We start from the raw sequence: 15,112 nt of genomic DNA, 5'->3' as shown, positions 1-15,112 counted from the left end.
CACCTCCATGCCGCTCGGCACCACGCGATAGCACCCGCTCGCGCATGCGTCGGCATCCACGATGGGGAATTCCCGCCCCTGACTGCCGATATCCCGATGCTGCGCGACGCCTTCGAGGGTGCCGTGCTTGAGATTCACCAAAGGCAGCGCCGTCAGATCGATGGCGATGTTGCCGAAAGAAACCCCCTCTGTTCCCGGAATCTTGGCGGAGGACAGGAACAGAGGGCTCCAGGTCCTGCGCGAGCGCAGGCGTAAACGTCCCGTAGACCGGGCACTCGTTGTTAAGCGGGGATTGTAATGAAATTTTCGAAACGCCCTACACCAAGCGGTTTATCGATCGCGATCGCCGCGGCGATCGCATCGATGGCTGGTCCAGTGCATGCTCAGACGTCCGGAGACGGTGCGCTTTCAGATGGGAATGGTGCCGTTGCCTCTGGCGATTATTCCGTTGCGATCGGCACGGCGGTTACCTCTGCCGGGCCGCGCTCGTTGAGCTTTGGTTACGCGTCGACGGCGGCCGGAGCCGATTCGATCGTGCTCGGGACGTCCAGCACCGCGCAGACGAATGCGGTAGCGGTCGGCAATACGACGGCGGCCGGTACGAATGCAACGGCAATGGGTTCCGCCGCCACTGCCGCGGGCAATGGTTCCGTCGCGATCGGAACCGGCGCCGTCGCGAACAATTCGCAGGATGTCGCAATCGGATCGGGATCCACGACCGGCGCCGCGCATCCGCTTAGTAGCTTCGGTATTGCTGGTGAGAACTACTCGGTGGCGGGATCAACGTCCAACGGGGTGGTGAGTTTCGGTGCGCCGCAAAGTCCGAGGCAACTGACTAATGTTGCCGCCGGCGCCGTTAGTGCAACAAGTCTCGACGCCGTCAACGGATCCGAGCTCTATCACATGGGACAGGCAGTTGGGAGTCTCTCAACGTCGACGAGTCAGTCCGTGACGTCGCTGTCGACTGCGACCGCCAACAATGCCACGGGAGTTGCCGCCGTCTCTTCCGGACTCGCTACGCTGTCAACCACCGCCTCACAATCTTTGTCGTCGCTATCGACGGGGCTCTCGAGCAACACGGCCAACGTCACGAGCCTGTCGAGCAGCTCGGCATCGGGCTTTGGATCGCTCTCAACCGGACTGTCCGTTATCGGCACGACGGTCACGAGCTTGTCCACGAACACCGCTGCCGGGTTCGTGTCGCTCTCGACGTCGACCGCACAAACGATCGGAAGTCTGTCGACGGGCACGGCCAGCGCGATTGCGACGTTGTCGACTACGACAAGCCGATCGATCTCGTCTCTTTCGACTGGCCTGGCTGGCGACGGCGCGACACTCTCGGCAATGCAGTCTGCTTTGGCTGCAGGGACCGTTGGTCTGGTTCAGCAAACAGGCGGTGCCGGCACGGGCGCGATCACAATCGGCGCCAGTACCGGTGGTACGGTGCTCAACGTCGCCGGCAACGCGGGCGCGCGGCAGGTCAAGGGTGTGGCCGCAGGCACAGACGCTACCGATGCGGTCGACCTGCAGCAGCTGCAGAGCGTGGCGGCTCAGGCAGGCGCAATCGGCTCGAGCGCGGTCGTCTACGACGATGTGTCCCACGCGCGCATCACCTTTGGTGCGGTGGGTGTGCCAGTCACTTTGACCAACCTCGCGAACGGCTCCGTGAACGCCGGCAGCACGGACGCGGTCAACGGCCGGCAACTCTATGCCGCGCAGCAGGCGACGAATGCCAACAGTGGTGCGATCGCCGCACTGTCTACTTCAACGCAGGCGGTCACGTCGTCGCTTTCGACGGGCGCGGTTAATAGTGCGGCCTTGTTCGGAAGCTTTTCATCCAGCACGGCTGCTACTTTCTCGCTCCTGTCGACTGGCTTGTCCGCGACCAACGAAAGTGTGTCGTCTCTCACGTCGAGCCTGGTGGCCGGAACCGTCGGGTTGGTCCAACAGACCGGCGGGACCGGCAGTGGCCCGATCATGGTCGGGGCCAACACCGGCGGTACGGCCCTCGACGTGGCCGGCACATCTGGACCGCGTCAGGTCAAGGGCGTTGCCGCGGGCATCGACGGCACCGATGCGGTCAACCTGCAGCAGCTGCAGAGCGTGGCAGGCCAGACGGGCGCAATCGGCGCGAGCGCAGTTAGCTATGACGACGCGTCGCATACCCGCGTCACGCTCGGTGCATCAGGGTCGCCTGTGACCCTGACCAACCTCGCGGACGCCTCGTTGAACGCGAGCAGCACCGACGCTGTCACGGGTCGGCAGCTCTATGCTGCCCAGCAGGCGACGAACGCAAACGTCGGCGCGATCGCTGCCCTGTCCACGTCAACGCTGGCGGCAGCGTCCTCGCTTTCCACGGGCATCGCCAGCAACGTCGTCTCGATCGCGAGCCTGTCGACCAGCACGACCACGGCGCTTTCTACTCTCTCGACCGGCGTCTCCCATGGCCTGGCGTCGCTGTCGACCGGCTTGTCCTCGGCCAACGCCGGCGTATCAGCCCTCGCGTCCAGTCTTGCGGTCGGGACTGTCGGGCTGGTGCAGCAGTCCGGCGGCGCAAGCACCGGCACGATTACGGTCGGCGCCGGCACCGGAGGCATCGCGCTCGACGTCGGCGGAACTGCGGGCGCGCGCCAGATCAAGGGCGTAGCCGCCGGCACAAACGCCACCGACGCGGTCAACCTGCAGCAACTGCAGGGCGTAACGGCGGCTGTGGGCGCCGTCGGCGACGGCGCAGTCTCCTATGATGACTCGACGCATTCGCGCGTCACGCTCGGCGACCCCGGCGTCGGATCGCCCGTCGTGCTCACCAACGTCGCAGACGCGGCACTGACGGCCACCAGCACGGACGCCGTGTCTGGTCGGCAGCTTTACACCGCCAACCAGGCGATCAGCGCCAACGCGGTCTCGATCGCAATGCTGTCGACGTCGACTGGCCTCGCCGTGTCGTCGTTGTCCACCGGCGTCGCCAACGGCGGGGCGACGCTGGCCGCGCTGCAATCGGGACTGGCGGCCGGTACGATTGGCCTGGTGCAGCAAGCCAGCGGTTCCAGCACGGGCACGATCACGATCGGCGCCAGCACCGGCGGTACGGCGTTTGACATCGCCGGCACCGCCGGCGCGCGCCAGGTCAAGGGCGTAGCCGCCGGCACTGACGCCACCGATGCGGTTAACCTCCAGCAGCTGCAGGGCGTGGCGTCTCAGGCCAGGGCGCTCGGCGCGAGCGCGGTCGCCTACGACGACGCCTCGCATACGCGGGTCACATTCGGCACGGCAGGTGCGCCCGTCGCCCTAACCAACGTCGCTGATGGGGCCTTGACGGCGAACAGCACCGACGCGGTCTCGGGACGTCAACTCTATGCGACGAACCAGAGCGTCTCCGCCCTGGCTGGCCAGCTCGCTACGGGTACCGTCGGACTCGTGCAACAACGCGGCGGCTCGAGTGCCGGCGCGATTACGATCGGTGCCGGCACAGGCGGCACCAACATCGACGTCGGCGGCCTGGCTGGCGCGCGCCGCGTCTCTGGTGTGGCAGCGGGTGTGAATGTCACCGACGCCGTCAATGTCGGCCAGTTGAACCAGGTTATCGGTACGGTCAATACGATCGCCGGTAACGCGCTGTCTTACGACGATCCCACGAAGCTCAGCGTGACGCTTGGAGGGCTCGGAGCCGGGACGGCCGTCACCATCCATAACCTGGCGCCCGGCGCGTTATCAGGAACCAGCGCGGATGCGGTCAACGGGGCTCAGCTCTTTGCCACGAATGCGAACGTCGCCGCCAATACCAGCGCGATTGATGCACTTTCTGTCCGACTTGGCGCGATCCTTCCGTCGAGGTTCAGCCAGAGCCTCCCCGAGCCCGGCCAGGGCAGCCTTAAATATGCCGCGTTCAACAGCACCGGCGCCGGTTCAGTTGCAACCGGCACGGATGCGACGGCTATCGGCAGCAATGCGGTGGCCACCGGCGATCGCAGTGTTGCACTCGGCGTGGGTGCCGTTGCCCAAGGCAGCGGCTCGATCGCGGTCGGCAGCGGTGCGAGCACAACTGGCGCCAATGCCGTGGCGCTGGGCGCCGGCTCAGTGGCCGACCGCGACGATTCGGTGTCGATCGGCAACTCGGCGACAAGTACGACGCGAACACTGGCCAATGTCTCGGCCGGAACGGCCCCGACCGATGCCGTCAACGTCCAGCAGCTGAACGACACGGTGACGAACCTGAGCAACCGCATCGAACACGACCGACGTGACGCCAATGGCGGCATCGCCGCGGCTGTCGCGATCGCCAGTCTGCCCCAGGCGCCGGCGCCGGGAAAGAGCATGGTGGCCATCGGGGGCGGGACGTACGGCGGGCAGTCCGCCATGGCGCTCGGCATTTCAACGTATGCCGGCCACTGGATTCTGAAGGCGAACGGCTCGACCGATACGCGCGGCACCGTGGCCGCCGGTGTAGGTGCGGGATTCGTCTGGTAACCAAGGAGATCACCATGAATTCGAAACTTCCTGCTGGACCGGACGTGGTGAGAGGCATCGGCCTGCGCAATCCTGAGGTGCCGATTGCTTTCGAGCGCGCGCTGCAGGCTCGCGTCGACTACGCGATGGCGATCTGCACGACCGATGAGGGATCCGAAGCGCGGAACGCACTCCTGAAACGGGCACGCTATGGGGCGAGCGATCTCGGCCGAGATCTTGTCCTGGTCGGTGCCGACGATCTCGGTTGTTCGCCGTTGCTCGCCGACGTGCCCGTGTTGCGAGACGCATTCGAAAGTGCCGTCGACTGGGCGCAGGTCGACCAGGCCAACGCCGAGGCTGAACTGGCGGAGGCCTTGGCTGAAGCCGAGAACGAGCTGGCGCGAGAGAAGGCGGCCGACGAGCGACGTGCCAACACGAAGGCGGCAATCGAAGCCGGCGATTGGCCGGCGCTGGATCTCCCAACGCCCGACGCCTTCGTGCAGGCGCTGGCCGCGGGCAAATCGGTCGACGTCGACGGGCACTGTTTCGACTTCGTCAGCGGCGAAGGTCTGTGGTGTACGAATCCGTATGGCGTCGATGCCTATTTCGGAGACGCCATACCGTCGGTCACCTACGCCCGTGAACTGCTCGGTGCGATTGCGCTCGGCACCGTATTCGGCGACGTCCCGCCTGACAGCGATTGAGCCACCCCATCCCCATACCGGAGCTTCCCATGCCCGATCAGGTGTTTCGAAGTGGCAAACCCGTGACAGCACACAGCATCGTGTCGGCCGCGATCGCTGGCGACATGACGGCCGACGAGGCCGTGGAACTCGTCCAGTTGCTGATTGAGGCCCGCGCGCGCGGCCTAGATGTCCGAGAGGCCGATCCCCGCTCTGCCAAAGCGCCCTTGAGGGGCTCGGCCAAGCGCTCAGCCGCCGTTTAAACCAGGAGATCTGGCATGCAGAACTTTGAATTAGACGGGTTGGAATACGAGGCGGGAAGCAATAGTTTCCTCGCGAAACTGCCAGCTGCGCACGAGGCAAAGACACGTCCGCTCTGCCTGTGCTCGACCCCACCGATTCCGATGTACATCGCACGTTTCGAGGGGCGGTATCAGGTCAAGCGTATGCCCGGTACCGGCGCGAAGCACAAGCTCGGCTGCGACTCGTACGAAACCCCGCCCGGCCTGAGCGGTTACGGCGATGTAGAGGGGTCGGCCATCGTCGAGGATCCGGAATCCGGAGAGGTCACCCTCAAGTTCGGTTTCGCGTTGGCGAAAGGTGCCTCGCGGGAGATGCCGGAGCCCTCTGGCGACGAGCCTGACAGCATCAAGACGGATGGCAAGAAGCTGACCTTGCGGGGTTTGCTGCACTACCTCTGGGAACAGGCCGGCCTGAATCGCTGGTCGCCGGCCATGGCCGGCAAGCGGAACTGGTCTGTGGTCCGCAAATATCTGCTGTTGGCCGTCGCGGGCAAGAATGCGAAGAAGATGAGCCTCGAGGACATGCTGTACGTCCCTGAGATGTTCGTCGGCGACCAGAAGGACCGCATTGCCCAGCGACGCACCGAGCATCTCGCCCGGATTTCTGTTTCCGAATCCGGGAAGCCGCACTTCGTGCTGGTGATCGGTGAGCTCAAGGAAATCGCGACCGCTCGCTTTGGCTTCAAGCTGGTCATCAAGCATCTACCCGACTATGGCCTGATGGTCGACGAGAAGACCAAGAAGCGGGTCGAGAAGGTCTTCGCGTCCGAGCTCGAGATCTGGGCGGCAACGGAAGGCACCCACCTCATGGTCATCGCCACCGCGAGCCTGTCAGCGGCCGGTATCGCCACCGTCCAGGAGGTGTCGATGATGCTGACCAACGAATCGTGGATCCCGTTCGAATCGCTCGCCGATAACGCGCTTCTGAAGGCGTTGGCCACCCGTCGTTACCAGAAGTGCCTGCGCTACAACCAGACCGCTAAGCATCCAATCGCCACGGCGTTATTGACTGACGCCGAGCGCGGTACGGCGCTCTATGTTGTGCCGGCCGACGTGTCGTCCGGCTACCAGTCCGAGCTAGACACGCTTATCGCGGAGTCGGAACTGGATCCATGGATCTGGCGGCCGGGGACCGAAGTGATGCCCCCGCTTCCCCTGACCGCCTTCGACGCGGCGCGGAAGGCCCAACGGCAACCGCGGCCGCTCGCATCGGCAGCGGCCACGAATGCCCTAGCGGTACCGGGCTCCGCGATTGCGCGCGAGCTCGAAAACAGAACGCGCACGGTGGTTAAGGCGTCCGAAACGGAACCGGATTCGACTCCGCTGTTCGCCGAACCACCGGTCGTCGATGAGCCGCCCCCGAGGTTCGATGATCAACCGCCCTATACCGATGAGGATCGACCGGCGAATTGGTTGTGAGTGCAACTGGTCATGGAATCGCCTAGTTCCGCTGGACTGAAAGCGATTCTTTTGGAATGTTGTGTAGCACTAACGAATACGGAGGACTGGATAGGCCAGTCAAAAAAAACGCCCCGATTGCACTCGGGGCGCGACCAATATGACGTACGACAGGGACCTTCGGCGTCGCAGGCGTCAAACCAGAAAGTTCGGATTCTAGAACAGAAGCGTGCCCTGTCAAGCGTCATCTATGTGACAGCAACTTAACGAATCAGCACATCAGATGATGATCCAGAACAACATTGGCCGTATTGTCGGTGAGGCATTGAAAACAGATGCAACGGCGCTGCCGCTCCGCCCCGTGGTAGCGGCTGGCGGCGACCCCGATATCCAAAATTCGAGGGTATCGGGTACGGACTGAACCAGCTCATGACTCGGCTGATTCCCGGTACGTCGCCGAATCTGGCGCACGCCCCGATGAATCCGACCTGTCCGGCCGCCAGCGACGACTGGATGGCCGCGCCTACGCACGCCCCCCGTCGACGCGCGTCGCTGCCCGAGCGCGTTTGGCCGGCGGATATTCCGTGTCCGGCGCCGGCGAACAGCCCCCGGCTGCTGCGCGAGTTGAAGTTGCGCCTCGGCCGATATCTCGAAACGCCGCAGGCCTGGTTGCCGGCCCTGAACGCTGCCAATGGAAGCCGCCGCCAGCAGCGCAGCGAGCGCCGTATAGCGTGCGTGCAACTGGTGCGAGCGCTCGTCAAATTTTGTGATGTCTCGACGTTGCGTATTGCAGTGCCGGCGCAGAGCGGCTGGGTGGATTTCACCCTGCCCTACCTGGCCGAGCAGGCGGGTCTCTCGGTGCGCCGTGCCGAGCGCGCGCTGCGCGACCTGGTCACCGCACGGCTGGTGAAAAGCCGGCCGCAGTGCGAGGTGGCGGTCGGCGACGAAGGGCCGCGCTATCGTGGGCTTGCCGCCATTCGCTACGTGACGCCTGCACTGTTCGAACAATTCGGCCTGGGCAAGTGGCTGCGCCATGAGCGCACTCGCGCCCACCTGCGTGCGCAGCGCCGGCGTAATGCCGCGCGCAAGTCCGAGCGGAAGGCCCATGCCAGTGCCGGCCAGCTGCGCACGCTGCTCACCGACAAACTGGCCGCTGCTCAGGCCAAGGCCGTCGCTCGGAGCACGCGCTCCGACGACGATCGTCGTGCCGATCTCGAGCGCGCGATCATGATCCGCGCCGGCGAACTCAAAGATATCTACCCGGACTGGGACCGCGACCGGTGTTTCCGGGTCGCGCATAACCAGCTCGCCCCACCCGCCTAGCGTCCAAACGGTTTCCTCCTATCTATCGCTACCGCGAGGATGGCGCTTGCGCGGATCCGCCGTCGTGCCGTCTTCTGCCGGTATTTGGTGTCTCATTCGCTGGTTTTCGGTCTGGATTCTGACGCCGTGTCGCCGCCTGGCCGTTCGCAACTGTGGATAAGTGCATTTAACTGTCGGGACGGCTCGCCGTTAAGTGTCGGGGCTTAGTCAGAACCCATCTCTACCTATACCCCATATCCACCCGCGGCAATGCCGCGGTGTCACGCGGGCTCCGCCCGCTTGGCAGGAAACCCCCACGGGCTGCATGCGCTTTCCACCGGCAGGCCGTAAGCGCTACGGCGGCCGCTGGCCGCCGCACCGCTAACGGCGCGACAAAAGATTTCGGGGCGCGTCAGAGCCGCACCCCGAAATCAGCGCGCGCGCGTGCGCGCCCGGCTGCCCGCAAGCACCGTCGACTATCCCCGGCAGCTTAGCTTTCAGAGAGGGGGACAATCTGATTGCGCAACTAACGGTCAAGCGGATCGCCCCCGCCGAAATTTTCCCCTGCCACTCCACGCCCCAAATGTCTACAAGAACGGGGCCGCCCTCAACCCTCGTGGAATCCGCACAATTCTGTTCAGCCCGTGCCTGAGCGCGATACTCTGTTGGAAGAGCAATGGTTATGGGAGACGACGATGTGCTACTCGGCCAAGATCCAGGCGAACTATCGAGAGTACGTCCGACGTTACGGCGCCGACATGGACATCGAGACGTTCCGGCGCATCTTTTTCGCGCGCGCATCCGGCGCCGACATCAAGATCCCGAAAGCGGTCGACGCAGCATTCGCTGGTGTCGATGACGAAATCTCGGCCGCGATCGCAGCGTTTCGTAGCCAACGAACACGGGACCTGGAGACCGATCTGTTCGAGCAACGAGCGCGCCTCGCCGCGGCCGAGAAAGAGCTCGCCGTGAAAATCACGAAGAAGGCCAGCGAGGACGTCCGGATCGCCACGAACAAGATCGAGGCGGCGACGCGCGGGCTCAACGAGCTTCGCCGGCAGGACCTGCAGGAGCGTGATTCGCGGATCTTCCCCGGCTGGTATGCGCCCGTGCTGATCGAACTCGACGGCAAGCGCCTGGTCGTGCCGATGCGGTATCGATGCCGGATACCGGGCTGGACTGAAGCGGACGAAAAACAGAAGCCGGCAACCTATAACGCGCGCTCGGATTCGCTCGCCACGGCCTGGCGCAAGGTTTTCGGCTTCACGCATGGGCTCGTGCTCGTCGACGCTTTTTTCGAAAACGTGAAGCGCGACGGCCAGAATGTCGTGCTTCGCTTCGACCCGACGCCCGCGCAGCACATGCAGGTCGCCTGCCTGTGGACCCGCACCGAGATCCCTGGCGCCGACGATTTGTGGTCCTTCGCGGCGATCACCGACGACCCACCACCGGAAGTGGCGGCTGCTGGACACGACAGATGTATTGTCCCCATTAAATCCTCGAACGTCGACGCCTGGCTCGCACCGGATCCAAGCCAGCGCGCGCAGCTGCGCGAGATCCTGGCCGACCGCGAGCGGCCGTACTACGAGCACCAGCTCGCAGCGTAAACGCGGGGGTTGGAGGGGCGGTTATCTCTGGCATATACTGTATAAACATACAGGTATTTTGCGTAACTGACCCCATGCACCCCGCCCTTGCCCATCCCGAGGCTATACACCCGGCCCTCTGGCGAGCCAGCCAACTGGCTCGCTCCAGCACGCGTGGCGTTGACACGGGCCATCCGGAACTGACGGCCGAACTGCCCGGCGGCGGATGGCCAGCCGGCGCGCTGATCGAGTTGCTCGCGCCGCAGCCTGGAATCGGCGAGCTTCGGCTGCTGGCGCCGGTGCTCGCACGCGCGGCCGGCAAGCCGGTCATGCTGATCCAACCGCCGCATGCGCTGCAACCGCTGGCGCTCGCGTATTGGGGTATCGATCCGTCCGGCTTCGTGATGCTGCCGGCACCGCGCACGGCCGATGCGCTGTGGGCCGCCGAACAGGCGCTGCGCGCCGGCACGTGCGCGGCTGTGTTGCTCTGGCAACCGCATGTCCGTGCGGACGCATTGCGACGGCTCAACCTAGCCGCGCAGAGCGGCCAAGCGCTGTTCTACCTCTTCCGGCCGGCGGCCGCCGCGCGCGACGCGTCGCCGGCACCCTTGCGGCTCGCGCTGGCGCCCAAGCGTGACGGCGTCGACGTCACGTTCGTGAAGCGCCGCGGACCGGCACGCGATACGCCCCTGTTCGTTCCCGTGTCCCCCTCGCCGATTTTGTTGAACCGTCATGCAAGTCTGGATCGGCGTGCATCTGCCGCACCTCAACCTCGAAGTGTTCCGGCCGCGATCGCCGGCGCCGTCGTCTGACGATGCGCGCGGGCTCGTCGTGCTCGAGGGCGGCCGCGTCGTGGCGCTCGATCGCGCCGCACGTGCGCTCGGCGTGGTCGCCGGCATGCGCCGAGGTGGCGTCCTGTCGCTCGCGCCGGACGCGCAGATCCGCGAGCGCGACGCCGCGCGCGAGCGCGAGTTCGTGCTCGGGGTTGCTTATGCGCTCCTGCAATTCACGCCGAGCGTTGTCGACGCCGAGGAAGCCGTCGTGGTGCTCGACGTGACCGCGAGCCTGCGCCTCTTTCACGGCGTCCGCGCGCTGCGCCAGCGCGTGCGCGACGTCGTCGCGTCGTTCGGCGTCACCGCGGCGATATCGGTCGCATCGTCGGGCCCGGCCGCGTGGATGGTTGCCCGGGGCCTGCGCGGCGGCCTCGCGCTGTCCGCGCGATCGCTGCGCCGCGCGCTCGCGCGCGTGCCGCTCGTCGTAGCGCCGGACGCCCGACGCTACGCGAACTGGTTCGAGGATCTCGGCTGCGAAACGCTGGCCGATCTGCAGCGCCTGCCGCGCGCCGGGCTGAAAAAGCGCTGCGGCACGCAGTTGCTCGACTGGCTTGACCAGGTCGCCGGCACCGCGCCGGCCGCCTACGACTGGCTCGAAATGCCGCCGTCATTCGATACGCGCGTCGAACTGATGGATCGCGTCGAGCACGCCGAGGCGCTGCTATTCGTCGCGCGCCGGCTGATCCTGCAGCTGACTGGGTGGCTCACCGCGAAGCAGCTGGACGTCGCCGCGTTTGCGCTGCTGCTCGAGCACGAGCGCGGCCGGGACGCGATCGCGCCGACCGAAATCGAAATCGCGTTGGGCGCCCCTACCCGCTTCGAGGAACACCTCACGCGGCTCGTCAAGGAACGACTCGGCCACGTCGAGCTCGCCGGGCCCGTGATCGCGGTTCGCCTGGTCGCCCGTAGCGTGCAGGAAGCGGCCGCGCCGAGCGACTCGCTGTTCCCGGACCCCGGCGGCACACCGCAGGATCACGCGCGGCTGCTCGAACTGCTGACTGCGCGGCTCGGCGCCGAGAACGTGCTCGTCCCGGCTCCCATGGCCGACTACCGTCCGGAGCCGGCCGCCCGATGGGTGCCGATGCGCGACGCGCCGAAGCCGGCGCCGCTGCCCGCGGATCTGCCGCGCCCGGCCTGGCTGCTTGCCAAGCCTGTGCCGCTGCTCACGCGCCAGCATCGGCCGTTCTACGGCACGCCGCTGCGCATGGTATCGCCCGGCGAGCGCATCGAAGGCGGCTGGCAAGACGGGCAGACCGTGACGCGCGACTACTTCGTCGCCGAGGACGACAACGGCGTCTGCTACTGGATCTACAAGGAGCGGCCGACGGCCAGCGACGAGAGCGAAGCGCGCTTCTTCCTGCACGGCCTGTTCGGCTGATCCATCATGGACGCCGGCAGCTTCGGCGCCCTGCCCGCCTATGCGGAACTTCAGGTCGCCTCCGATTTTTCGTTTTTACACGGCGCGTCGCGCGCCGAGGAATACGTCGCGCGCGCGGCGCAGCTCGGCTACAGCGCGATCGCGATCACCGACGAATGCTCGCTCGCCGGCGTCGTGCGCGCGCACGTCGAAGCGAAGGCGGCGAACATGCCGCTGATCATCGGCTCGCACTTCCGGCTGACAGGCGCCGACGGTGCCCCCGCGCTCGCCTTCACCGCGCTCGCGATGAACCGCGACGGTTACGGCAACCTTTGCGAATTCATTTCGCTCGGTCGCATGCGCGGCAAGAAAGGCACGTACCGGCTGGCGCCGCTCGATCTCGAGCACCCAGAAGCGCCGTACACCCACCTCCGCAGCCTGCCCGACTGCATCGCGATCCTGTCGCCAGACTTCCCGGCCAACGAGCAGCGCCTCGACGCGCAGGTCGAATGGTTCGCACGCGTGTTCGGCGATCGCGCATGGGTCGCGCTGACGCTGCACGCACGCGCGATGGACGACATCCACCGCGGCGTGGTCGAGCGCGTCGCCGCGCGCCACGGCGTGCCGGTGGTGGCCACCAGCTGGCCGCTCATGCACGTGCGATCGCGCAAGCCGCTGCAGGACGTGTTGACGGGGATCCGGGTCGGCCGACCGGTATCGGAGTGCGGATACGAGCTCGCGCCGAACGCGGAACGTCACCTGCGATCGCGTCTGCGGCTCGCCAACCTCTATCCCGCCGGCGCGCTCGAGGAAACCGTACGCGTCGCGCGGCGCTGCACGTTCTCGCTCGACGATCTGAAGTACGAGTATCCGGATGAACTGGTACCGGCCGGCACCGACCCGGCGACGTACCTGCGCGAGCAGACCTACATCGGCGCGCGCCGGCGCTTTCCCGCCGGCATCCCGATCGACGTCCAGACGCAGATCGAGCACGAGCTGCAGCTGATCGCCGACCTGAAGTACGAGGCGTATTTCCTGACCGTCTACGACATCGTGCAGTTCGCGCGCGAGCAAGGCATCTTGTGCCAGGGGCGCGGCTCGGCTGCGAACTCGGCAGTCTGCTACTGCCTCGGCGTGACCGAAGTAGATCCGTCGCGGCAATCGATGCTCTTCGAGCGATTCATTTCCAAGGAACGGAATGAGCCACCCGATGTTGATGTCGACTTCGAGCATCAAAAGCGGGAAATCGTCATGCAGTACATCTACCGCAAGTACGGCCGCGATCGCGCAGCGCTGACGGCCGCCGTCACCACGTACCGACCGCGCAGCGCGTTGCGGGAAGCCGGCAAAGCGCTCGGCGTGGATCCAGCGATCGTCGATCGCGTGGCGAAGCAGCACCATTGGTTCGACTCGCGCGCCGATCTGCTGCAGCGGTTTGCGGAGGCAGGCCTCGATCCCGGAGCGCCGCTGAACCAGCAGTGGGCTGGATTTGCCGCGCAGCTGCTCGGGTACCCGCGGCACCTGTCGCAGCACTCGGGCGGCTTCGTGATCAGCCGCGGCAAGCTCACGCGCCTTGTGCCGATCGAGAACGCAGCAATGGAGGATCGCTCGATCATCCAGTGGGACAAGGACGACATCGAGGCGCTTGGCATCCTGAAAATCGACGTGCTCGCGCTCGGCATGCTGTCGATGGTGCGCCGCGCGCTCGACATGATCTCGGAGAAGCGCGGCGAGACGTTCGAACTGCAGGACATCCCGGCCGAGGATAAGGCGACCTACGACATGTTGTGCGACGGCGACAGCATGGGCGTGTTCCAGGTGGAATCGCGGGCGCAGATGTCGATGTTGCCGCGACTGCGGCCGCAGTGCTTCTACGACCTGGTGATCGAAGTCGCGATCGTGCGGCCGGGCCCGGTGCAAGGCGGCATGGTGCATCCGTTTCTCCGTCGGCGCCAAGGGCTGGAGCCGGTCACGTTTCCGTCGGAAGGCATGGAGAAGGCGCTGGCGCGTACGCTCGGCGTGCCGATCTTCCAGGAGCAGGTGATGCAGGTCGCGATGCTGGCGGCCGGCTTCTCTGCCGGCGAGGCCGACCAGCTGCGCCGCGCGATGGCCGCATGGAAGCGCAAGGGTGGGCTCGAGCCGTACCACGAACGGCTCGTGAGCGGCATGCTCGAGCGCGGCTACGATCGCGAGTTTGCCGAGTCGATCTTCGCGCAGATCAAGGGGTTCGGCGAATACGGCTTCCCGGAGAGCCACGCGGCCAGCTTCGCGCTGCTCGTCTACTCGAGCGCATGGCTGCGTCGACACGAACCGGCCGTGTTCCTGGCTGCGCTGCTCAACAGCCAGCCGATGGGCTTTTACACGCCGTCGCAGCTGCTGCAGGACGCGCGGCGCAGCGGCGTTGAGGTGCTGCCCGTCGACGTCAACGTCAGCACATGGGATTCGGCGATCGAAGGGCCGACGACCTCGGCGCCCGTGCGTCTCGGCTTCTCGCTATTGCGCGGCATGCGCGAGGACGTCGCCGGCCGCATCGAGCTCGCACGCGCAGCGCGCCCGTTCGTCGACGTCGCGGACCTCGCGCGCCGTGCCCGGCTCGATCGGCACGACCTGCAGGTGCTCGCGCGCGCGAACGCTCTTCGCTCACTCGCCGGCGGCACCCGACGCGCGGCGCTTTGGCTCGCGGCCGCTGCCGTGCCTGATCGCGACCTGCTGCGCGGCACCGAACGCGACGACGCGGTGCCGGCGCTGCCGCAAGCATCGGAGGGCCACGAGATCGTAACGGACTATCGCGCGATGGGCTTCACGCTCGGCCGGCATCCGCTGGCGCTGCTGCGCGATCGCCTCGCGCTTGATCGCTTGCAGTCGGCCGAGCAGCTCGCAACGCTGCGCAGCGGGCAGCTCGCACGCGCGTGCGGACTGGTCACGGTGCGACAGCGGCCGGGCACGGCGAACGGCGTGCTGTTCATGACGCTCGAGGACGAGACGGGCCAGGTCAACGTGATCCTCTGGCCGGGCCTGCTGGAGAAGTTTCGAAAGGAGGCGCTCGGCGCCGCGCTGCTCGCCGTGTACGGCGTGTGGCAGGCCGAAGGCAAGGTGCGGCACCTGATCGCGAGCAAACTCATCGACAGGACCGAGTTGCTCGGCGCGCTACCGACGACGGCGCGGGAATTCTGTTAAGCGATCATCACCAAACTAGAAGCCGCGT

At 66.1% G+C, this 15,112-nt stretch carries 10 protein-coding genes; all 10 read left to right on the top strand.

What is annotated here, in order from left to right; translation table 11 throughout:
- The first annotated feature begins 297 nt into the window (after positions 1-297).
- The 10 genes from CFB82_RS39205 (at position 298) to CFB82_RS39165 (ending at position 15,084) form a co-directional block, all read left to right on the top strand.
- Positions 298-4,467 (top strand): YadA-like family protein, encoded by a 4,170-nt coding sequence (locus tag CFB82_RS39205; RefSeq protein ID WP_089487623.1) that lies wholly within the window; start codon positions 298-300, stop codon positions 4,465-4,467.
- Between the two features lie 14 nt (positions 4,468-4,481).
- Positions 4,482-5,150, top strand: a complete 669-nt coding sequence (locus tag CFB82_RS39200) for a hypothetical protein (RefSeq protein WP_089487622.1) — start codon at positions 4,482-4,484, stop codon at positions 5,148-5,150.
- Between the two features lie 29 nt (positions 5,151-5,179).
- Positions 5,180-5,392, top strand: a complete 213-nt coding sequence (locus tag CFB82_RS39195) for a hypothetical protein (protein WP_034192229.1) — start codon at positions 5,180-5,182, stop codon at positions 5,390-5,392.
- A 15-nt stretch (positions 5,393-5,407) separates the two neighbouring features.
- On the top strand, positions 5,408-6,850 hold the full coding sequence (locus CFB82_RS39190) for a DUF1173 domain-containing protein (RefSeq protein WP_089487621.1): 1,443 nt from the start codon (positions 5,408-5,410) through the stop codon (positions 6,848-6,850).
- A gap of 262 nt (positions 6,851-7,112) precedes the next feature.
- Positions 7,113-7,250 (top strand): hypothetical protein, encoded by a 138-nt coding sequence (locus CFB82_RS43575; RefSeq protein WP_153260042.1) that lies wholly within the window; start codon positions 7,113-7,115, stop codon positions 7,248-7,250.
- Positions 7,251-7,258: 8 nt separating this feature from the next.
- On the top strand, positions 7,259-8,152 hold the full coding sequence (locus CFB82_RS39185) for a hypothetical protein (protein WP_027811104.1): 894 nt from the start codon (positions 7,259-7,261) through the stop codon (positions 8,150-8,152).
- 674 nt (positions 8,153-8,826) lie between these two features.
- Entirely contained in the window at positions 8,827-9,738 is a 912-nt protein-coding gene (locus CFB82_RS39180) for an SOS response-associated peptidase family protein (RefSeq protein WP_089487620.1), read from the top strand.
- A 74-nt stretch (positions 9,739-9,812) separates the two neighbouring features.
- Positions 9,813-10,529 carry a translesion DNA synthesis-associated protein ImuA gene (gene imuA, locus CFB82_RS39175; RefSeq protein ID WP_089487619.1) on the top strand — a complete coding sequence of 239 codons (717 nt, stop codon included), beginning with the start codon at positions 9,813-9,815 and terminating at the stop codon, positions 10,527-10,529.
- Positions 10,450-11,928, top strand: coding sequence for a Y-family DNA polymerase (locus tag CFB82_RS39170; protein WP_176016864.1), 1,479 nt, complete (start codon positions 10,450-10,452; stop codon positions 11,926-11,928). Before imuA ends, CFB82_RS39170 begins: the two co-directional genes overlap by 80 nt.
- 6 nt (positions 11,929-11,934) lie before the next feature.
- Positions 11,935-15,084: an error-prone DNA polymerase gene (locus CFB82_RS39165; RefSeq protein WP_089487618.1), complete on the top strand. Its 3,150-nt coding sequence runs from the start codon at positions 11,935-11,937 to the stop codon at positions 15,082-15,084.
- Positions 15,085-15,112 lie beyond the last annotated feature (28 nt).

Origin of the sequence: Burkholderia sp. HI2714, from assembly GCF_002223085.1 — a bacterium.
Classification (GTDB): domain Bacteria; phylum Pseudomonadota; class Gammaproteobacteria; order Burkholderiales; family Burkholderiaceae; genus Burkholderia; species Burkholderia lata_D.
This window is presented reverse-complemented; position numbering and strand designations above follow the sequence as displayed.